The organism is Okeania sp. SIO2C9 (genome assembly GCF_010672455.1).
In the GTDB taxonomy this organism is placed as follows: domain Bacteria; phylum Cyanobacteriota; class Cyanobacteriia; order Cyanobacteriales; family Microcoleaceae; genus Okeania.
Genome location: NZ_JAAHGO010000002.1, coordinates 110,719 through 133,087 on the forward strand (window position 1 = coordinate 110,719; position 22,369 = coordinate 133,087).

Sequence of the window (22,369 nt, forward strand, 5' to 3'; positions counted from 1 at the left end):
GACGAAACCACGTTATTTACAGCTTTAGAAAATTTATCTTTCCCTGTATGAAAATCAATAAATTCATTGTCAAAATCTAGAATGAAATGACCCTGATTTTATAGATAGGAATACTTGAACTTAAGGTTGATCACTACTAACAATCAAAGAAGTCAAAATCAATGAAAAATTTAATTGACCCTCTCAAAAAATTTCAGTTAAAACGAGTTATAGCTTTCCTCGCTGTAGGATTTTTATTATTAGTTAATACTGCTTGCTCTAATCCAGAACCTCCTCAGATTTCTAGTAGCGATACCACAGGAGTTAAGAAATAACTTTATGCACCTATTCAGAACAAAAAAGTGAAGGTATGTATCCATATAGCGATACAGATTCTTCTCCTAGAGGTAGCGATCGGGTAAAAAGAGAAGCTCAAGATTTAATTGAACAGTCTAAAGCTAATATTCGTAGTACTGACGAACCTGGGGATATTTTGGAAAATATTAAGCAGGGAGCATCTGTCGTTCCTGAAGATTTAGATGAATATATAAAACAAAATGCCAAAGATTTTGTGACAGGAACTAAGCGTGGTGTTTATAATCTAAAAGAAAACACACAAGGTGCAGCTAAAACTGTGAAAATGGCTGCTGAAAATGCTTATGATACTGTTATGCAAAAGGCTCAATCAGCGAATAAAGCTACTCAAATAACTATTCAGGACGGAGCAGATACAATTCAATAATAGGTATTAATTTTTCAATTTAAGTTTTAATTATTTGATTGATTTTGTCGGAAAATTAATATCTGAAATAAACCCTGAAAATCTTTGATAATACTCTTGAGAGTTTGATATATAGCAGAAGGAAGAAGGAAGAAATAAAAATCTTACGTTGTCTGAGTTTTAAGCTTTTAATCTGTCCTAACCTTTCCTTCGACTGCTATATTTGAGTTTTAAAAGAGTAGGTTTTAATGGAAACAGATGATAATTCAACAATTAACAATTACTTATATTTTATAGATTTTTCAAATCAAGTTTTAATAAAAATTAAATGTAAAGCGATATGAAGTTTTGATAAAAATCATAACTATTAGTAGAACAAACAACAATAATAGTTGTATAAGTTGATTTTAGTTCTTGAAAATTAATACTAATAATTATGAATATTGCCATAATAGCAGCGATCGCCTATGGTATTTTAGCCATTGTTGGGGGCATTATTGGATATCGCAAAGCAGGCAGCAAAATTTCTTTAATATCTGGTAGTGTAAGTGGTTTACTACTAATTGTTAGTGGTATTATCCAATTAATGGGTATGAATTGGGGTTTAATATTTTCCACAGTTATTGCAACTATTTTAGTAGTTACATTCATTATCCGTTTAGTGAAAACTCGTAAAATGATGCCTGCTGGATTAATGATTTTAACTGGTATTGCTGCTGTAGCACTTATGGTTTATCAAATTAGTCTGAACAATTCAACCACAATTTAATCAGGAAAATCGGAGCTGGGAATAGAATAAAGACTTAACTGGATAAATATATAAATATATAGTTTTCTAGTAGAAAAAATTTCCTCCTGTCTCCTAATATCAAATCCGGTAGCATCGATATAAAATCTTTTGAAGTTAGGAGTCAGGAGGACCGAGTCAGGAGAAAAACAGTTATAAAGATTTGGTAATGGTGAAGATGGACAATATTTTTATACCTAATTAAACGGATTTGATACAACTCCTGCTCTCTACAAATTAAGAATCAAAATTTATCTGTAACGTTATTGTATTAATCCACCCATTAGCCGTACTAAAAATATTAATCAGAATCTTACCCTCAGTAATTAAAATACTCTGAATACTAAGCTACTCTAAATAACCTGACCTGTATTTCTGGGCCAGAATGAGCGATCGTCCGAACTATATCATCTCTCAAAGTCTCAACTTTTTCCTGAAACTAAGTCGCAATAATTTCAGCTATTTGTGAACTCCTCAATCTCCAAATTATTTACTGTCTGCTCATAAACCATCTCAGCCTCTATGATTGAGATATACTTAATACTCCTTGAAATATACAAATTTAATCCACGTCGAACATATTGTTACCAAGATTCAATTGTAGGCGGAAAAATTAGAGAATAGAGCATCATTCCACTCATAGAGTCAAATACCAGACCAAAATCTAAATCAGCCTGAATTTCATTCCTCATCTTGGTTCGCTCAATCACAACAGCAAATGCTTCTCGTCAAGGTTGCAGATATTTTGTCCAATAAATTTGGGCAAATTGAGAATTACTAGAAGCACTACTGATAACCATGGCTACAGTTTGTCCTCCTAAAGAATTTTGAGTAATCTGTGCAGCATTTTTAATCAGCTCATCAAGGTCGCTCCAAATATTTCCAGTATCAGGGTTCGTTACATCTTGTGCAACATTTAACCTTATCAAATCTATTCATCACTGAACATCTTTGATAATAGTATGGCATTACCGTAATAGTAAAGGCAGATGAGCTGCAAAGCTAATCCTTAAAGAACTAGCGCGTCCGAGACCTTTCTTCTACGAGTGATAACAGAAGAATCGTTTTCAGAAGGGTAGTGCTGGTATCCGAGCTAACTTCGCCTGGCAGCTAAAATCTACCGAACTGTTTCCAAAAGGCATTGTTTCCTATATCTTACCAGATTTAAGTTGATTTTTGAGATTTTGAACGCTCAAAAATCAAGGAAATGGATAGGTTTAACAAGGTTTTTGGTTAATAGTTGCGTCTCTAACACTTGATCAAATTCAGGACTTACGCAACGGCACCAATCATACTGGTCATATCAGCAATAATAACCAAATAATACACTATATGTAGCGGTACTGCGTAAGTCCTGAAATTATTACCATTATCTTTTTGGACAAGTGATTTTAAGTTTGATGATTATATAAATAGTTCAATTTTATTTATATTGCCACAGTTACTACTGGAGTTTAGACTAAATTTTGGAATCTTCAAATAATCTACCCAGAAGCAATGAAGACTTGGAACTCACTACCCTTGGGTAATATCAGGGATGCGAATGTTCTCGATGCTCTTTATGATTTGTATTTTTGAGGGAGTTTGGGTCAGGAGTTGGTTATTCGCTCCTTTTCAAAAAGTCTTGCCATGGCACAATTAACCCATAGCACAGGCGGGGGGATAATTAACTTAAAAGTTGTTGCAATGCTGATACAGAAATAGTTTCAGCCTAGGTTCAACTATCTGACGATTCTCCCTCGGCAAGTTTTCGGCCTGCTGTAATTAGTCTAAACTCCAGTTACTACCAGAAGTGTTGATAATTTGGTTTAAGACTCGTAGCACAAGAAAATATTACCCTTTCCTAGATTATGAGTCTCTACTTAACCGTTCTCTTCTAGAAATACGTCAGGAGTTTGACCTATTACAATTTATTGGGTAATGAGACTTATACATTTTTTCAGCTATAAAAAAATTCTGAAAGATAAGAAATAAAAATTATTTAATTAATTTTAACTATTTCCTGTTTCTTCAATAAGTTCAAAATAACTATAGAAATCCTTGAATATAGAATTTTTATCTGGGATGTGTAAGCCAAGTGCTGGAATAGGTATGGAAGGAATAGCAAAGGAGGGAAAACAGAATTACATTAGCAAATATAAGGATGTAATGTACTCAATAAGCGCGCTTTTTTTATAATAAAAAATATCAATTTATATTAGATCTCAAATAAAAAAACTATATATCATTTTCTAGCTGAATACTTAAATAAAAACCGACGCAATATTGTTTTCTTTTTTTCTTCCTTCTTCCTTCTTCCTTCTTCCTTCTTCCTTCTTCCTTCTTCCTTCTTCCTTATTCCTTATTCCTTCTTCCTTATTCCTTCTTCCTTATTCCTTATTCCTTATTCCTTATTCCTTCTTCCTTCTTCCTTCTTCCTTCTTCCTTCTTCCTTCTTACTTCTTCCTTTCTTTAATTACTATCGTCGCCAAATTTTAATAGTTCTGTCTTTACTACCACTAGCAATACTATTACCATCAGGACTAAAAGTAACCGTATAAATTTCATCTTCATGTCCGGTCAAGGTATTAACTAAAGCTCCTGTTTCTAAATCCCATATCTTAATATTATTATCCTTACTGCCACTAGCAATATATCGACCATCTTCGCTAATATCAACAGATACAACTTCAGCAGTATGACCAAGAATAGTTTTGATTAATTCTCCTGTTTTTAAGCTCCAAATTTTAATAGTATTATCGTAGCTCCCACTAACTATTTTTTTCCCATCTGGACTAATATCAACAGACCTAATTACTCCTTCATGTCCAGTCAATGTATTAATTAATTCTCCAGTATTTAAATCTTCAATTTTTATAGTTCTATCTGCACTACCACTAACCAATTTTCTGCCGTCAGGACTAATAGCAATAGAATAAACTACATCTGAATGATCGGGGAAATTAAAAATTAAGAAACCTGTTTCTAAATCCCAAACTTTAACTGTTTTATCTCCACTAGCACTAGCAATTGTTTGATTATCAGAACTCATAGCAACTGACCAAACAGGTGCCCAATGTTCAAATACTCGAAATAATTCTCCTGTTTCCAAATTCCAGATAATTACTCTCCAATCATAAGTACCTGCCACTAATTTAGTACCATTATTATTCAAAGCAACCGACCAAATTGGAGAATCATCTGCAGGTAATGTGTTGAGAACTTTTCCTGTAGGAATTTCTAAAATTTTTACCGTTGTGTCTCTACTTCCAGTAACCAAAGTTTTGCCATTAGAACTAAATGCAAGAGTACCTATAGAAGCATTAAACCTAGACAAATCTTCAACTTGATAATTCTGCCAATTTATACCTTGTTGGCAATTTTGTAAAATTGATTTGGCTTCAGCAAAAATGCTAGATTTTTCACTAATTATATTTCCTTGATTTATACATTCTTCATAGTTGCGCTCTATGTATAAGTTTTTTACAAAATTAAATTTTGCCGATTCTTGTTCTTGCTGTTGTAATACTTCTTGTTGACGTAGTTGTAAATAATTTTGGAATTTAGAATATCTATATATGGCAAAGATGAGCGCAATTACAGTAGCGATAAATCCTAAAATTAACTGCCAGTTAAAAGATGATTGTTTGTTATTATTGCTAAATATTTTTTTAAATTTAGTAAGTAGAGATTTTGGTAAAACTCTGTTTTCTATTAATTCTATATCTTCTTGAGTTAGTCCTAAAATTTGCTGTAGACGCTCTAACTCCTGGCGAGTTTCTTGACTAAAAGGATATTCTTGCTGAATCGCAGCTTTTAATGTTTGTTCATATCTTTCTCCTTTCAAGCGATATTTACGGTAAGGATTTAATATTTCATCCTCAATTATTTCCGTTTCTTCCCGCGAGAGTTCTAAACTTTCTCTAAGTTCATCTAAAATTCTTCTCCCGACAATAGAAATATCTCCTCGATTGCTAGCCCTACGAATAACCTCTTCCCGATAAATTTCTTTATTATCTATAGCTAAACTTGGAAAGTCATTAATTTTTTTTAAATCTGCTATTACTTCTGCTGCTGACTGGTAACGTTCGTGAAAGTTATAGCGCACCATTTTATCTAAAATATCTGCTAGAGAAGTAGAACAATTTGTTAGGTATCGCCAAAAAATCTCTTTTTTTTCACCATTTTCATTATCCTTTAGTTTCGATAATTCGCTACTAGGTAATCCCGTAACTGCCTGAATGCCAATCATTCCTAAAGCATAAATATCACTATTAAATTGAGGGTTATATTCAAATTGTTCTATTGGCATATATTCCATTGTGCCAATCCTAGCTGTAGGATTTTGCTGGCCAATATTAATTTCTTTAACAGCTCCAAAATCAATTAAAATTAATTGATTATCTGATTTTCTTCTAATTAAATTAACAGGCTTAATATCTCGATGAATCACACTATTTTCATGCACAAATACTAAAATTTCTAAGACTTCATTGAGGATTAAAATTACTTGTTTTTCGGATAGAGGTTTACCTGGTAATATTTCATTATCCAAAGATTGACCAGGAATAAAAGATTGAACAAGAAAAAACTCTCGATCTTCTTCAAAGTATGCAAGTAGTTTAGGAATTCGATCATGTTGAGAAAGCTTTTCTAGCATCTGTGCTTCTTTTTGAAATCGGTCGCGAACAATGTTAATTAACCTTTGATCGTAAATACTTGGCTGTAGATGCTTAATAAAACACAGTGCTTCTCCAGGACGACGAATGTCTTGGGCTAGATAGGCATGGCCAATTTCCCCTGATTCAATAATTTTAATAATTTGATAGCGTCCATCTAAAATATTACCAATCATCATTATTGTGGTAGAGCCTTTTTTTAGTTGATTATGCCATGAAACAATTTACTCATCTTGACATCCACAATTATAGAAAAAAGAATTTTAATTAAGAATATTTTCCTGATTCCAAAACTGAAAATTAGAAGTTTAATTGTAACCCTTAATCATTAATTGATAGAGATATGTTACTCCAGAACACAAATTAATTCTGATAAAAAGTGTAATATAGAAACCAAAATAATAATTTTGGCCACTCAAAACAAAAGCACAATTTTAACAGTGCTATCATAGACAGAAGCAAAGCTAAAATCAGGTATAGGGAGTTAAGTGGATGAGCCATGAAATAATAGCAATTAGGAGACCTGTTAGACCAAAACAGCCTATTGAGCCAAATTCTCCAAAGGAGGCGCTTCACGAACAAATTGAGTCAAAAGTAGAAAAACCAAATCCAATAAAAAATAGCCCCTCATCAAGAACAGAAGGTACAAATGAAAGACAATTAAGAAAACCGATAAGTAAACCAGAAAGACCCAAAAAACCAGGAAAACCAAAGCTAAAAGAATCTATCCAACAAGTTACCAATGCTAACGGAAAAGTTTTTAGTTCGGGGGATAAAATTTTAGTATCAGCACCCTGGAGTAGTATTGTAGAAGCTGAAATTACGGGTTTTTATAAAAGTCCTGGTGGTTCAATCTGGGCAATTTTCCTTCCCCAAGAATCTCTACCTAAGTGGAAGTGGGAAAAAGGTTGCATCCGAGCTGAATTATTAAAACAAGCATAATTAAAGCAAAAAAAATCTTAAATTCAGGATAATTTAGCATCTAAAAAAAATCCTAAAAAATATAGCAGGATGATTTGGGTTGTGTAGAAAATATCCTGAATAAAACTAAGAGGGAACAGGGAAAAAATATCCTGAATAAAGGGAGGGGGAGAGGATATATTTTAAACTGTTCTCCTGTTTCATAAATATTCAATCAAACTTGATATAACTGATACTAAATCTAATTTAGATAGGTTACTTGTTAAGGTAGTAAATATTTATCCAAATGGTATAATTCAAACAAATCAATTTCTTAAAGTGCTGAAAGTGTTAGTTTTTCAGGAGTTAATTCTTGAGCAAATTGGAAAACAAAATTTTCTTACTGTTTAGTTTCTATTGTGTATTGAGGACTTACCACAAATCTAATCAAAACGTTTAAGTCGTTTAAATGGTAAGCAAGCTCACTTTTTTTGAAAGTAAACGTTATCTTAGTCACGATACCTTGGAGTACGCGGCCAGCCCCAAGCTCTATCGTTCGGCATTAAACAGGCAAAGAGTTTGTCTGACCTTAGCGATCGCCCCACTCTCAGTTCCGGTGCTCCCTTCCCTAGTCCCTCTCTTGGTCAATTGGATATGGCGTTAGCGCAGCAGCTCTGGAAGAGCAGGTTTGTGATCCATCCCACCCTACGGGAAGCTCTAAAGATCGACCGCTTGCGTCTGTCGGCGACGCGGAGTCCCACCGCTGCTCCCTACTCCCTAAATTTTTGATTGTGGTTATTCAAACAGACATTATATAATAGTAAAAATTCTTAAAAAAATTTAGAGACGCGATCGCCCACATCTCTAAAATTACTATTCGACTATTTCAGCCAGAATTGATATCATGCCTGGTAGCATAGTTTGTATATAAAATTAAATCAAAATTGCAAGAAATCCTTCTGCATTCTGCCTTTTCCTCTCTGCCTTCCCTTCACTAGGGTGTAAGTATTCAAGCGGACATGATATGACATCCTCCCAACGTTGCGCTTAGGCGACAAAGTGGGATTCCTCACCATCACTGATTAGGGCTTTCTGTTTCATCTTGCCTACTCGGGAGGAGCAGCGCTAACATAGCAACTGCCTCCGAGGCCTTTCCCTCTTTTTGGTCTTAAGGTAGATCCACAGTACGTCACCAATCCCATGGCTCCCATAGAAACTGCTAGTCCACCAGCCTTAACTTAAGTATTATAGCACACGCTTTGAAAAAATCGCAATATTGATTGGTTTTCCCATAGGACGCTCCCGCGCTCTCCTGAGGGCGGGTCTCCAACCAACGTTGAAATAAAGAACTTAATTATTGCGTGACACAGAAGCCTCTTCTACAAAATTGTCACCATCTCTCCTCTGATTTTTAGGAGAAGGTTTTTGATGACGAATCTTAGGAGAGCGTGGCTTTGGCTTAGGCTTAGGAGTTTCATAGACAGGGATTTCTTCCTCCTGAGCATAATCAAGCCCCATCCAAGCAGGACGAGTTTCATCATAAGCTATCTGTAAAGCTGCTGCAGCGACCGCGTGGGGGTCATACTCTTCACCCAACTGAGCAATTAATGGTAAGAAAGAAGCCATCCGTTCCCCACTCAGAGCATCTCGTACCTTATTCTGTAGCTTCTGCAACTGTCGGGCTTCAATTTGAGACCGCTTAGGAATCGAGCGAGTGTCCAAACGTTGACGCAGATGACGTTCTATCAACCGCAACTTCCGTTTATCTAAAGGATTAATTAACGAAATTGCTATACCTTCACGACCTGCACGACCTGTACGACCAATACGGTGAACATAATTTTCCACACTATCAGGTAAATCGTAGTTAATCACATGGGTTAAATGATCCACATCTAAACCACGAGCTGCAATATCAGTTGCCACTACCCAACGTACTTGTTGATTGCGGAAGCGACTTAGCAACCGTTCTCGTTGGGATTGATTCAAGTTACCATGATATTCATCAACACTATGACCTGCTGACTGTAATTGGTTTGTTAGTTCAGCCGCAGCTTGCCTTGTCCGCACAAAGATCAAAGCTGCTTCTGGGTCTTCGAGTTCTAAAACTGGCTGTAAGGCTTTGGCTTTCGGCCAGCCACGAGGCACCATGTAAGCAATCTGAGCAATTCGCTTCGGGGTTGTCTTTTGTTGAGCAACTTTGACTGTTACTGGAGATTGCAAGTACTTATTCACCAGTTTCTTCATTGAGTAGTCCATGGTGGCAGAGAAGAAAGCTGTTTGATGCTCAGTGGGTGCCGCATCCAAAATTCTTTCTACATCCTGAATAAAACCCATACTCAACATTTCGTCAGCTTCGTCTAAAACCATCATTTTCAAACTATCTAGTTTTAAACTATTGCGACTCAGCATATCCAGAATTCGTCCTGGCGTTCCTACTACGATCTGAACACCTCGTTGAAGGCGCTGAATCTGACGTTCAATAGATTGACCGCCATAAACAGTTAAAACGTGTAATCGGTGTTTAGTTGGACCCTTATTATCCAAACCAGCAATTTGACGAATCGCTTCTGTAACTTGCAGCGCTAACTCACGAGTGGGAGTCAAAATCAAAGCTTGAACTGCCTTTGTCTCCAGGTCAATTCTCTCCAATATGGGTAACGAAAACGCTGCGGTTTTACCTGTTCCTGTTTGGGCTTGACCTACAATATCGGTTCCTGCCAGCAAATGAGGTATTGCTTGGACTTGAATCGGAGTAGGTTCAGTAAAACCAATTGTTTCCAGATGATTTACACGCTCTTGTGAAATTCCTAAATTTGCAAACGATAAATCCATTAATTCTCCTAAGTAAATTATTTGACATCTGGTTTTGTTACCCAACTTGGAGGCAGATTTATGCTCAACTATAGCTGCTTATCAGCCCTTGCTCACGATAAACCTGTAGTTATTTGGTAGGGCAATGCCTTTGCCAATCACATTCTCTACTAAACTGATAGCATTAGAGTTAGTAGCTAAAATTTTAGTAGTGTCTGTGTGTTCTTAACGGCTAGGTTTTAACCTGAAGATCGACGACAGAATTAAAGGCAAAATGCCTGTTCCTTTTCTCCCTAGTTGGGTATAGTGAAGTACCTGCTGCTCTATAAAACTGGTACAAAGCGTCACATAAAGTGACAAATTGACGTTTACTTCTTGCTTCAACTGAGGCCGTCGGCGGTTACTCATCCACAAGTATTTACGGTCGAGCCGACCGCATCTCTCAAATTTATACTGGCGTTTAAATCTCCTCAAAAGGAGAATCCACGCAGCCACCCTGCTTCTCAAGGCGGATAAATTCTGATTTTTTTTGTAGAGGCTTTCCGATTTTACAGGCAGACAAACATGAACATTATTAAGTTATGTAGTTTGTCTGATTACCTGAACTACCGCTAGTACATATACTAGAAAATTTACATTGTTTCTAAGACCTTTTAAGTAGGTCAGGCAGGTTATCAACCACTACAATATCAACAATATAAGGATAAAGATATAGAGATTACTACCATCTCACAGATGTCAATCTCAGGAATTTTAAACCCCTGTGATTGAGCCTTCTTTCGTCTCACTCCTAAACCTATGGCTATAGACAGGAATTTCCTAGAGGGACTTTTTCCCAAAGATTAGAGCCTATATTTGGCGATCATTAAGCTGTTGTATATATCAAGTTATCGTTGGACAAAGGAAGAAAAAATAACCTGAATTTTGAGGTTTTCCATGTCCCCGCATATCTACCTAAGTTCCCGTAGGTATTTTATGATACTTAACAGCTTGCTTTGGGTACCTTGTCTTTATCTTCATAATCATTAACATAATAACAAATGACTTAACATTTGCCACATTTATTACATATTTTCCTGGAATTAACTTAATTTTTTAGATTTTGTACATTGATGTAGAGGTTTTGGGACATTATACACTTTTTACAGAAGTTACTTAAAAGTGATACAGGCGTTACATATAAAGTCTGTAAAGCAATCAAAGTTAAGAATAATTTCTGATGTATATATGTAATGTGTTAAGATTCTAAGTTGGACAAGAAGTCTACTATAGTTTATACCTTTATAAGTATCATTAAGTTGCAAGACTTTATGTGTCTAATGATGCTTTTGCAATCCCTAACAATTTACCCTACACTTCAACTGAATGACTAATTGCTTGATTTACTCAAATCTACATGACCGTACAAATCGTAAACATCTGCATCTGTAATCATCACTGGCACAATTGAACCCAAACGAGCCTTACCTTGGAGATAAACAAGTCCATCCACTTCTGGAGAAAACCGTGGTGACCTACCAATCAACTCTCCTGTCTGAGGATTTTCCTGTTCAATCAGTACATCAACTACTTGTCCCACTGATTTTTGATTCTGTTTCCCAGATATGGGCTGCTGGACTTGCATAATTTCTTCTCTACGGGTGTCCATCACTGCTTTGGGCAACTGATTAGGCAAACTATAGGCGGGGGTTCCTTCTTCTGAAGAGAAAGTAAATACCCCGACATGATCGAACTCGTGACGCTTGACAAATTCCACTAAATGTGAATGATGATCTTCTGTTTCACCAGGGAAACCCACTATAAAGGTTGTCCGCAAAACAGCATTAGGCATAGCTGCTTTAATTTTTTCCATTATATCATCATTAACCCGACCTTGCCAAGGTCTATTCATAGCCCGTAAAATTTGAGGATGAGAATGTTGTAAGGGCAAGTCGAGATAGGGTAAAATATTGGGAGTTTCTTGGATGGCGGCTATTACTTTGGGGGTCAAACCTGTAGGATAGGCATAATGCATTCTAATCCAGGGTATATCAACTTTTCCTAGGGCGCGGAGAAGTTCGGCAAGTTTGGGTTCACCATAGATATCCACTCCATAGTTAGTGGTTATTTGGGAGATGAGGATGATTTCTTTTACACCTTGGTCTGCTAGTTGTTGAGCTTCGGTGACAATAGATTCTATGGTGCGCGATCGCTGATTTCCTCGTAGATGAGGAATAATACAAAAAGCACAACGATAATCACAACCTTCAGCTATTCGCACATAAGCAACTCCTTCGGATGTGGTGCGGTAACGTGGTGTTGTTTCATCGGCAATGTAGGTTGGTTGAGCAGAGACTTCTTTGACGCGATCGCCTTTTTCTACCCGTTGCATCACATCAACTATTTTATGATAATCACCAGTACCCACAAGTGCTACTGCTTCTGGCAGTTCTGCAAGTAATTCTTCTTGGAAGTGTTGCGCCATACAACCTGCGATGACTATTTTTTTGTTAGCTTCTGCTAGTTCTACTAAAGTACGAACTGATTCTTCTCTGGCAGCTTGAATAAAACTACAGGTGTTAACGACTACATAATCTGCTAATTCTTCGTTAGCATCTACTTGATAACCCGCTTGTGCTAGTAAACCTATGATATGTTCGGTATCGATACGGTTTTTTTCGCACCCTAAGTGAGAGAATGAAATGGTAGGTTTTGTAGACATCTATAAGTTCAAAGTTATTAATTTCGATTTGGAACAGTCTTTTAATATAGCATATTATCTAGGAGCGGGGGAGTAGGGAGCAGGGGAGTAGGGAGCGGGGGAGTAGGGGAGATAATATTATGTCCGGATAAGAGCGCGATAGAACTCCGTTCCGCTTACGCGTTAACAAAGTTTTGCGCCAGCAATCAAAAAACTTTCTCTTTTTTTTCTTGCTTCTTGCTTATTTCTTCCTTCCTGACTCCTGACTCGGTCCTCCTGACTCCTCCGTCGTTTATTTATAACTATTCAACCGGACATGATATAAGGTATAGCAGTCGAAGGAAAGGACGCGGACTGATCGAGAAGCTCTAAAACTCAGACAACACAATATTTTGGTTGTCCTGGGGAGCGTCATTTCTGTTATCAGTTATCAGTACCTCTGCAATAAGGAGGCTTGAGATCGGGAATATTCTCTTTTTCTATCCTCTTAAAAGGGGAGACTTTAGACCAGAATTTTTCGGTAATGGTGAAGATATATATTGTTGAATTTATTCCCACACTCCCCACACTCCTTACACTCTCTCTAACCACCACCAATATTTTTTCTTCTTCCTTCTTCCTTCTTCCTTCTTACTTCTTACTTCTTCCTTCTTCCTTCTTCCTTCTTCCTTCTTCCTTCTTCCTTCTTCCTTCTTCCTTCTTCCTTCTTACTTCTTACTTCTTACTTCTTTCTTCTTCCTTCTTCCTTCTTCCTTCCTCCTTCTTAATTAGCGGGTGTCAAAATAATTACTGTTCGCTGGTTGACATCAGCAGCAGGGTCGGTACCAGGGAGTGGTTGAGAAAATCCCATTCCTTTGCCAACAACCTGATATGGTAAATTCTGCTGTTTCAAATATTCGACTACTGCATTTGCTCGGTCTTGAGATATTTCTTGATTTAACTGAGCACCACCGACCTGAGATGTATGACCTTCAACTCTAATCGTAACTTTATTCGGATCGTATTCTTTAATTTCTGAGATGAGACTATTTATAGTTTGCTCTGCTTGGGGAGATAATTCAAATTCATCAAATCCAAATTTGACTTGACCTAAAGTTTTGTTTTGACTCAAGTTCTTGCCTTGTGGTTTAGATGTTGTAGATGTGTTAGTAGTAGCAGCAGAAGTTTCAATTTCGGGGGATGATGTAGCAGTTGGTTGTGTAGTTTCGACTCCAGAGGTAGCAGTAATATTAGTAGTAGGTGATACGGTCGCGGATGGAGAAGTAGATACTGAGCTAGTAGTTGTTTCAGTGTCTGTGGTTTCTGTAGTTGTAGTAAAAGACTCTGTTTGAGTTGTTGTTGTATCAGTTGTAATAGGAGTGGGAGACTCTGCTTGAGTAGTTGTTTCAGTGTCTGTGGTTTCTGTAGTTGTAGTAAAAGACTCTGTTTGAGTTGTTGTTGTATCAGTTGTAATGGGAGTGGGAGACTCTGCTGTAGTAGTTGTTTCAGCTTCTGTGGTTTCTGTAGTTGTAGTAAAAGACTCTGCTTCAGTAGTTGTTGTATCAGTTGTTTCAGTTTCTGTTGTTTGTACTTGAGTAACTTCTGTTTGATCGTCTACATCTTCAGTTTCAGGTAATTGAACTTCAATAATAGGTTTTTCAAAAGCTTTAGGAGCTGCAAATGCCCAAGCACAAATCATCATAAAGCCCATACATCCTGCTAAGATAGTAGGGTGTACAGTTTGTTGTTTATCTATTTTTTTTTCAGTAGTCATATCTAAAATATAGCTCCAAACTAAGTTTATTTCAAATAACTTCTATTAAACAAATATGATATTGACAATCAGCAAGTGAGACAAAATCCCAAATTATTAATCATGGAGATTCTTGTTCTTATTTATAGCAGCATTTTATGATAAAGGCCATAAATCATCAACTCTTTTTTCTCAGCTCTTTTGATTGTCAATAAATTTGATTTTAATTAAAAATTAAATATCTTTAAAGAGACGTTCTGGCGGAACGTCTCTAAGTAATTTGTATTGTTTTTAACTAGCTAACTGTATAAGCGGTACTGAGTCCCCACAAAAGAAGCAAGACTATTCCACCTAGAATGACAATCGCAGAAATGGCGATCGCGCTGGGAGTATCTGCTCCCTTAAATTTCATTATTCCACGGTCGAGGTCTGACATGATATTTATCTCCTAATTCTACTTTTGATTTTAGCTAAGATTTTCTAGAAATATGTCTATGTTGCTACTATATTTTCTCCCATTTTTGCTTCTGATTCGTCTCTAATTTTAAAATAATAATAAAGATTGGCAATGGTCATATTTTAGGGGGTTTATAAATTGGATAATCCTAGGGTTTTATAACTTGCTTTAACTAAGTATTGACTGATATAAGGCTCAAATTGTTTCCTAATTTATGGTTTTATTAAAAATAATATTTGGTCTTGCAAGGATGTGGCTTAAGTTAGCTTAATATGCCACTAATTATTCCTGTTAGTTTAGAGACTACTTCTACTAATACATCACTGGGTATTTGACAGATAAATTCTGCTCTACGCGATCGCCAGTCTCAAGACTTAATATGATCTATTAAGATTACTCCTGAATTTTCTAATCCTTCAGGAATTGCTACTTCTAAAGAATAACTTTTATCCTTATAAGTAATAGGGGAGACTGAAGCTAACCCCACCCTAGGATTGTATTTTCTCCTTAAGATTACCAGACCAGGACGACGACCTGCTTGTTCTCTTCCAGATTGAGGATAAAAGCTAATCTAAATCATATCTCCTCTCTGGGGAATATATAAATTTGAACTACCATATTTCACAACCTACAGGTTCTCCAAAGTCAATTTCACTATGTAATTTTTCTGGTGTAATACTATCTAACATTTTATTCAAGCGACGTTCATTTTCTATTCTTTTCGGCGTACAACTAGCAATCATTTGTATTGCTAAGTTTTCAATTATTTCTTCTATTTGAGCATCATTAAGCTCAGGGAGAAAATTATTTCGTTGCTTAATAAGCTGTTGAATATGTTGCTGTAGGAAAGTCAAATGAGTCTCTACTTTTTCAACTCTCTTAGCTAGAGGTTGACGTTTTTCAATGATATTTTTAATTTCTGAGGATATATCAGTAATACCATTTCTCTGTAACAATGCGCTTAATAATTATTGCTCAGACCTGATTAAACCGACTATTCTCATCTTTATATTAAGTGCAACTTCATGGAGAAATGGTATAAGCATAAACTGTGTTTAAAAATGGGGGTTGTACATTATGGAATGATATTGCCAAAAGTTGGTTTAGACTTTGACTAAAAAAATTTAATATTAGTCATTCTAATAATTCTTAAATCCCAAATTATTTTAATCAAAAATATCAAATCATTCTTCACTGTGCAATGCCTAAAAATGGGTTTGCCTTGAGTCTTTTTATTTGGCATTGTTGAGGGGCGGGATCAATATAAGTGGTAAGTCGGGGCAGGCATCCTGCCTGTCCCTGCCAGGGAGTGAAAATATCAGGAACGGGAAAATATAAACAACGGGCAAGATGCCAATTCCACTTCCACAAAACTATTAAAATCCCAAGCGCATTTATCAAAATAATATGGGTATAAAACCCCGCCTTTTAAGGCGAAATATTTTTGGAGCGAGGCTTAAATCCTCATTACAAAAATAACTTCTGTACGGGCGTTAACGGAGCTTTGCGCCAGCAAACGGCCGTTTGCTTCGCATAACTATCGTTAACACCCCTACTGACTTCTGACTTCGTTAAGTAATGCCTTTTATTTAATAACCTAGTTTAACATAGAAGAACAATTAAAGCTTTTGTATAGAGCGATTTCTTAGCTCAAAATTTTATAGATCATCTCCTCAATCAAAAGGCGATATAAACAAAATAATCAGAATATATTCTCATATTTTATAAGGTAAATTAATAATAGTTAAAGCTTTGATCCATAGCAATTTATCCACTCAAAAAAAATCTAGAGCATATCCTCGATTAAAAAGCGATATAAACAAAATAAAATAGACAAAAACTTATTATAAGTTAAGCATTCAGCTATCAGCATTCAGCACTTCCCTGCGGGATGCTACCCAAACAGTAATTATTCATTACTAATTACTTCTAAGGTTTTCTTCTGGGACTTTGGCAGTAACTTTTTATTCTTTTTCAACTTCAAATTCTGCTTTTACGCAGACCCAAAATTAATAGCTGATAACGCAGTTTCGACCATAGGAGGCTAGCTAATAACTGACGGCTGAATGCTTACATTAGAAGATTTTACAAAGTTAATACAATTATGTAATTGATTCAGCGTAATACCATTTTCAATTTCCTTAAAACAACCTCGTTTTTTGATTTAATTAGACCTAAGTATTCAGTATTCAACAGTCAGCTATCAGCTCTTGAGAAACACCTACATTTCCCACCACAAAGTTGTATTAATTGGGTACATTTCATATTTGCAAAAATACTATTTTCATATATATTCCCTGTTGCCATATGAGCTTTTGCCTGTTGCTTAAAAGCGATAATTTTTTGGCTTTATTCAAAATTGAGATGCACTCTATGAATTGAACTCAAACTCATCGTTATTGTGGTTCATTCTCTGATGAAAAATTTAATACTAAGTTAAACTAATGGTTGCTTCATTGATGAAAAAGCTAAGAACTGAATACTTACCGAACTAATTAATAATTAAATAATTATGGTTTAAAGCCTCTCCTTTTAAAGGGAAAACAAGAAATAATATTTCCTGATCTTCAATCAAGAACGGTTAAAACCAGAGGTAATTATCAATTATCTATTAATGAAAATAATAGCTTATTTGATTTTTATTGCTGACTGCTGATAACTAATAGCTGTTTGCGCAGCAGTCCGCAGGAAATGCTTACCGAATAATTAATAATTAAATAATTATGGTTTAAAGCCTCCCCTTTTAAGGGGAAAAAAGCGGTCGTTTGCTTCGCAACGCTGACGCGAAACGCGACAGCGGAACGGAGTTCTCTCTTCGCAGCTTCCCGAAGGGTGGGATGGCGAGGAGACCTCGCCATATCCAATCGACCAAGAAAAGAAATAATATTTCCTGATCTTCAATCAAGAATGGTTAAAATCAGAGGTAATTATCAATTATCCATTATCAATTATCAATCAATGAAAATTAGACATACTACTGTCAATCATTTTAATTGGATTGATTCCTCCTTTAAGTCAATTCATTATTCTGATTGTTGAGATACAGAAATCTAGATTGATAATGATAACTTTTTGTGAAAGATCTTTACTCAGTAATAACTTTGATTCAGGTATAATAATAATATCTCAATAAAACATTAAATATATATACCTATGGATACTGCAAAAATCAACACCGAATCAGTCAAGTTACTATCTATTATTACTGGAAATAAATTGAGTAAGAAGGATATTAATCCACCAGTATTATTTCTGGCAAATTTGGTCATCATACTGATAGGTGTTATTTATGCAGATGGGAAAGTAGCAGAGGAAGAAAGAGCGAGATTAAAAATTACCCTCCATAAATTTATCCCGCCGAAAGGAAATATCTTGGAATTAACTAAATTAATGATTAAAGGAGTTTCAAAGCAACATCTTTACAAAAAAATTGAGGCGATTTTGACATTGACTTACCCTCTGTCTCCTCCAGAAAAATTGTTATTAATTTGCTTTGGTTATGAGATGTCTGCTGCTGATGGAAATATTGATGTACGAGAAAAAAAATATTTGGAAATTATTAGTCGTAAGTTAGGCATTAAAACCAAACATTTGCAGGTATTAGAAGCAGGGTTTACTCATCAAGAAAATTTCGCCCACAAGGCGATGGAGGAAGTGGCATATTTACTCAATCCAGCACGTTTCCATCAGTTAGATAATATTTTTGTCAAAGCTGCTAGTGAAATGCTACATTCACTCTTACCCAACTACAATCAAAATCAAAATAAAAAAAATCAGCCTCAACAAACTGTAGTTTATCAAAAGTTAAAAGAGTTTCAAAAACATAAACAACAACTGCATAATCTTTGCTCCGAAATTTATCAAATAGTTGCATTATTAACTGAGAGAGATTTACTGCCAAATACTTTAATATCTGAAGTAGGTAAAGTCTCCGAAAAAATACAATCCCAAAAATTCCGAGTTGCTGTGGTTGGAGAATTTAGTCAAGGTAAATCAACCTTATTAAATGCTTTGTTAGGAGAAGAAATTCAACCAGTTAGAGAAATTCCTTGCAGTGGTACAGTTACAGTTTTAAAATATGGCGAAAAAAAGCGGGTTATTTGTCGTGATAAAAACGGTAATGAGATAGAAATATCTTTAGCAGAATATCAGAAAAAATCTACTATTTCAGAATCAGCAGCTTTAGGAGATATGAGTCAAGAATTAGCACATTCGGAGATAGAATCAATATTTTTTGAACATCCAGATTTAGAGTTATGTAAAAGTGGGGTTGAAATTGTTGATTCTCCTGGTTTAAATGAACATCCAGACCGTAAAACTATTACTCAAAAATTAATAAAAGATACGGATGCTGTGATTTTTTTAACTAATGCTTCTCGTTCATTAACTCAAGGGGAACGAGAGTTACTTCAAAGTTTTAAATTGCAGTTAAATGGGAATCAAATTGATTTACCTGCAGATAATTTATTTGTATTGGTGAATTTTCTAGATTTGGTCAGAAGTGAAAAAAGTCGTCAGCAAATTAGAAGGAGTTTAGAAAATTTTGTCTTTGGTGAAAAACCGATTATTGCGAGTGAAAGTCGTTTACATTTTATTTCTGCTCAAGCTGCTTTGGATGCCACTTTAGAGGATAAAGAAAATGAATATTTGACCTATTTTTATAATTTCACAAAATCCATAGAAAATTTTCTTACTGTTGAGCGAGGTGTTGTGGCAATTCAGCAATTTGTGACTAAGATTAATAGTTTAATTTATGAGGCAATAAAAGGATTAGAGCAAGCAGAAAAAGTTTTAGATGGTAAGGTGTATTTGCCAGAAGAGGCAAAACAGAAAATATTGGAAAAAATAGGGGAAGCTAGTGAAGGGGATGTGAAAATTTTATCAACTACTGAAAAACTGAAAGATAAGAGTATTAAAAAAGCGGCTGAAGCATGGGATAAATGGGCAGAAGAATTGAGCGATCGCTTATCTGAAAAAATTAATGAATGGGATTCAGAACATTCACCTCTTTGGGATAAGGAAAAGGTTGTCAAAGATTATGCTGAAGGATTTACAAGTTCTCTTTCTACAGAATTAGAAAATTGGGGTAATACAGAAGTCAAGAAAATTGTGGTGAATAATTTACAAATTCTCAGTAAGGAAGTTTGTCAAAATTTAGAGGTTGTTAGAATGAATTTACAAGAGGTTGATGAGCAAATAAATTCTAATTTGAATGAGCAATTTAATTTGGCAATTGAAAATATTAAAGCAGATGGATTAGATATAAATTCTGTAATTAAGTTAGAAGAATATGATGATAATGGAGGTGGTTTATGGGAAGGATTACAATTAGGTGGTCTGACGGCAGGTGCATTATTTATGTTTACAGGATTGGGGATTTTGCCTATTATTATAGCTGGGGGAGCTGTGGCTTTGATTAGCTCATTTTTTGGTATTGGTGGTGATGAAGAAAAAGCAGATATGAAAATTAAACAACAAGTTTATAATGTGGGTTTTCAAAAGTTTCAGGAGTCTTCTGAAGAAATACTTGATAAGGTTTGTGACAATATTGCTGAAGTTTTCTATACTCAGTTTAAATCTGTAAGTACGGTAATTGAGCAGGCAATTTTGCTTTACGAAAATCTCTTGGAACAACAAGATAAAGCTCACAAAGAAACGCAGTCACAACTACAAGTTGAAAAAGCATTTATATCTACTAAACAACAGCAACTTAAACAAATACAAAACCGACTTGAAATAATATTAATTCAAATTAGTGGTAGTCGTTAACGAAGTCAGAAGTCAGAATTCAGAAGTTATTTTTGTAACGGGGATTTGAGCAAGTCTCCAAAATATTTCTCTTTAAAAGGCGGGGTTGTGCGACCCAATTATTTTGATCAACTACTATTAACTGAAATGAAAAATCCTCATTAAAAAAGGAAAAAGGAAGAAGGAAAAATATTGCCTTGTCTGAATTTTAAGCTTTCGATCTGTGCTAACCTTTCCTTCAACTACTATAATTAAGAGGAATATAGCACTACAATAATTGGTTATACCATTTCTCCATGAAGTTGCGCTTAATAAAAGACAGCAGCTATTAGTAAAATTCAGGTTTGGGTAAAAATTATTAAGCGCATTGTTACAGAGAAATGGTATTAGGATTTTTTCAATCCTAATACTCTTTTTAAAACCCTTTTAAAGTTTGCTATCCCCTGTTCCATATTCCCTATTCCCTAGCGCATAGCGCTATAAAATCAAATGAGTCGCAAGAAACCTTTTTCTCCAGAAGAGTTTAAACTGTTATATTCTCAAGTGCCTAGATTAGTTGTAGAAGTAATTGTAAAAACTGATGTAGGTGTGGCATTAACTCTCAGAAAAGATGCTGCCTGGAATAATCTGTGGCATATTCCTGGAGGTACGGTTTTTTATCAAGAATATGTTGAAGATGCTATTCAAAGAATTGCCGTAGAAGAGTTGAGTATTACAGTTACAAAACAACAGTTATTAGGATATTTAGAATATCCGAGTGAAGAAAAACAACGTGGTTTTGGTTGGTCCGTAGGATTAGTATTTTTATGTACTCCTAATTCTCCGTTCCCGACCGAAAATCAAGAAGGAGAAAAAATTAAAATTTTCGATTATGTTCCTGAAAATACTGTTGAAGAACACAAGAAAATGTTGACTCAAGTTTTATCGATTTAAGAAGGAACAGAAAACCATAAATTTATATTCTTAAATATCTGGAATTTATTACACTGTTTTATACCAAATCCGGTTATCAAAAGTCCGTTCTTTAAATTACTCTCTAACCCTCCTGCCTTCTGACCTCTGCCTTCTGCCCTCTGCCTTCTGCCTTACCTTAATAATAACGGTTATTTCGATCGCCGGATTTAGTATTACAGGTTGAGAGTATTAGAGAGGGAAAAAGATTACCAAATAATGAATAATTATTCATTAAAGTTTCAATTCAGATTCCCCACGTCAATTTGTTACATAAAAAGTACCACAAACATCATAACGGTTATTTCGATCGCCGGATTTAGTATTACAGGTTGAGAGTATCAGAGAGGGAAAAAGATTACCAAATAATAAATAATTATTCATTAAAGTTTCAATTCAGATTCCCCATGTCAATTTGTTACATAAAAAGTACCACAAACATCAGTGAGTTACTCAGTATTTAAACACTATAAATCATCATAATTTAACTGAGGTACAAGCCAAATTAAATTGAATAAATTAAATAAAAATACTTGATGAAGCCAGATAATTAGTCAGCATCATCTCCTACTGACTAATGTACCTTGCCAATCCCACAGCTCCCCTACTTGAGTTCTGACTCCTAAGTAGTCACATAACTATTTGTAGCAAACATTTGTCATGGTTGGTCTAATTTTTAGACCAGTTTAATAAATTTTGGCGTAAGCATTTAGCTGTCAGCTATCAGCTATAAACTTACTATTACACCAAAGGAGGAATTAGTTTCCAAAGAGACTTAAAACTTATGTTTGCGTAGCATTCCGCAGGAAATAAAAAGGTCATTAGTTAACTTGAGTAAGTTATTAGGTTCAAAAGCTGTTTGCGTAGCATTCCGTAGGAAAAGCTAATAGCTGAATGCTTACATTTTGGCTACAAATAATTAGGCTGTTGCTAATACAATTT

Annotated in this window: 15 protein-coding genes; 6 read left to right on the forward strand and 9 right to left on the reverse strand. The window is 35.2% G+C overall.

The annotated features are described in order from the left end of the window. Positions 1-161: 161 nt before the first annotated feature. The 3 genes from F6K23_RS01855 (at position 162) to F6K23_RS01865 (ending at position 1,469) form a co-directional block, all read left to right on the forward strand. On the forward strand, positions 162-314 hold the full coding sequence (locus F6K23_RS01855) for a DUF6658 family protein (protein ID WP_293149960.1): 153 nt from the start codon (positions 162-164) through the stop codon (positions 312-314). A 35-nt stretch (positions 315-349) separates the two neighbouring features. Then, positions 350-721: a hypothetical protein gene (locus tag F6K23_RS01860; RefSeq protein ID WP_293149961.1), complete on the forward strand. Its 372-nt coding sequence runs from the start codon at positions 350-352 to the stop codon at positions 719-721. Positions 722-1,136: 415 nt separating this feature from the next. Further along, a complete protein-coding gene (locus F6K23_RS01865) occupies positions 1,137-1,469 on the forward strand; it encodes a TMEM14 family protein (protein WP_293149963.1) in 333 nt (110 codons plus the stop codon). Between the two features lie 746 nt (positions 1,470-2,215). Here F6K23_RS01865 and F6K23_RS01870 read toward each other — a convergent pair. Both F6K23_RS01870 and F6K23_RS01875 read right to left on the reverse strand, forming a co-directional pair. Beyond that, positions 2,216-2,416, reverse strand: coding sequence for a TetR-like C-terminal domain-containing protein (locus F6K23_RS01870; protein ID WP_293149965.1), 201 nt, complete (start codon positions 2,414-2,416; stop codon positions 2,216-2,218). Between the two features lie 1,529 nt (positions 2,417-3,945). Then, on the reverse strand, positions 3,946-6,321 hold the full coding sequence (locus F6K23_RS01875; RefSeq protein WP_293150180.1) for a serine/threonine-protein kinase: 2,376 nt from the start codon (positions 6,319-6,321) through the stop codon (positions 3,946-3,948). Positions 6,322-6,637: 316 nt separating this feature from the next. On the opposite strand from F6K23_RS01875, the gene F6K23_RS01880 reads away from it, so the two are divergent. Next, positions 6,638-7,087, forward strand: a complete 450-nt coding sequence (locus F6K23_RS01880; RefSeq protein ID WP_293149966.1) for a hypothetical protein — start codon at positions 6,638-6,640, stop codon at positions 7,085-7,087. Positions 7,088-8,395: 1,308 nt separating this feature from the next. On the opposite strand, the gene F6K23_RS01885 is transcribed toward F6K23_RS01880, so the two are convergent. The 6 genes from F6K23_RS01885 to F6K23_RS01905 all read right to left on the reverse strand — a co-directional run bounded on the left by F6K23_RS01885 (position 8,396) and on the right by F6K23_RS01905 (position 15,684). Next, a complete protein-coding gene (locus tag F6K23_RS01885; RefSeq protein ID WP_293149968.1) occupies positions 8,396-9,880 on the reverse strand; it encodes a DEAD/DEAH box helicase in 1,485 nt (494 codons plus the stop codon). Between the two features lie 1,348 nt (positions 9,881-11,228). Next, positions 11,229-12,560 (reverse strand): 30S ribosomal protein S12 methylthiotransferase RimO, encoded by a 1,332-nt coding sequence (gene rimO / locus F6K23_RS01890; RefSeq protein ID WP_293149970.1) that lies wholly within the window; start codon positions 12,558-12,560, stop codon positions 11,229-11,231. Positions 12,561-13,302: 742 nt separating this feature from the next. Beyond that, a complete protein-coding gene (locus tag F6K23_RS01895) occupies positions 13,303-14,292 on the reverse strand; it encodes an OmpA family protein (protein WP_293149972.1) in 990 nt (329 codons plus the stop codon). A 274-nt stretch (positions 14,293-14,566) separates the two neighbouring features. Further along, the gene (locus F6K23_RS01900; protein WP_293149974.1) at positions 14,567-14,707 is read right to left on the reverse strand and encodes a hypothetical protein; all 141 of its coding nucleotides are present in this window, start codon (positions 14,705-14,707) and stop codon (positions 14,567-14,569) included. A 388-nt stretch (positions 14,708-15,095) separates the two neighbouring features. Continuing rightward, positions 15,096-15,299 carry a type II toxin-antitoxin system PemK/MazF family toxin gene (locus F6K23_RS41370; RefSeq protein ID WP_367267590.1) on the reverse strand — a complete coding sequence of 68 codons (204 nt, stop codon included), beginning with the start codon at positions 15,297-15,299 and terminating at the stop codon, positions 15,096-15,098. Positions 15,300-15,339: 40 nt separating this feature from the next. Continuing rightward, the gene (locus tag F6K23_RS01905) at positions 15,340-15,684 is read right to left on the reverse strand and encodes a hypothetical protein (protein ID WP_293149976.1); all 345 of its coding nucleotides are present in this window, start codon (positions 15,682-15,684) and stop codon (positions 15,340-15,342) included. A gap of 2,197 nt (positions 15,685-17,881) precedes the next feature. On the opposite strand from F6K23_RS01905, the gene F6K23_RS01910 reads away from it, so the two are divergent. Further along, positions 17,882-20,497 (forward strand): dynamin family protein, encoded by a 2,616-nt coding sequence (locus F6K23_RS01910; protein ID WP_293149978.1) that lies wholly within the window; start codon positions 17,882-17,884, stop codon positions 20,495-20,497. Between the two features lie 468 nt (positions 20,498-20,965). Next, positions 20,966-21,409, forward strand: coding sequence for an NUDIX hydrolase (locus F6K23_RS01915; RefSeq protein WP_293149980.1), 444 nt, complete (start codon positions 20,966-20,968; stop codon positions 21,407-21,409). A gap of 279 nt (positions 21,410-21,688) precedes the next feature. On the opposite strand, the gene F6K23_RS01920 is transcribed toward F6K23_RS01915, so the two are convergent. Next, complete coding sequence (locus F6K23_RS01920; RefSeq protein WP_293149982.1) at positions 21,689-21,811, reverse strand: hypothetical protein; 123 nt, start codon at positions 21,809-21,811, stop codon at positions 21,689-21,691. Between the last annotated feature and the right edge of the window lie 558 nt (positions 21,812-22,369).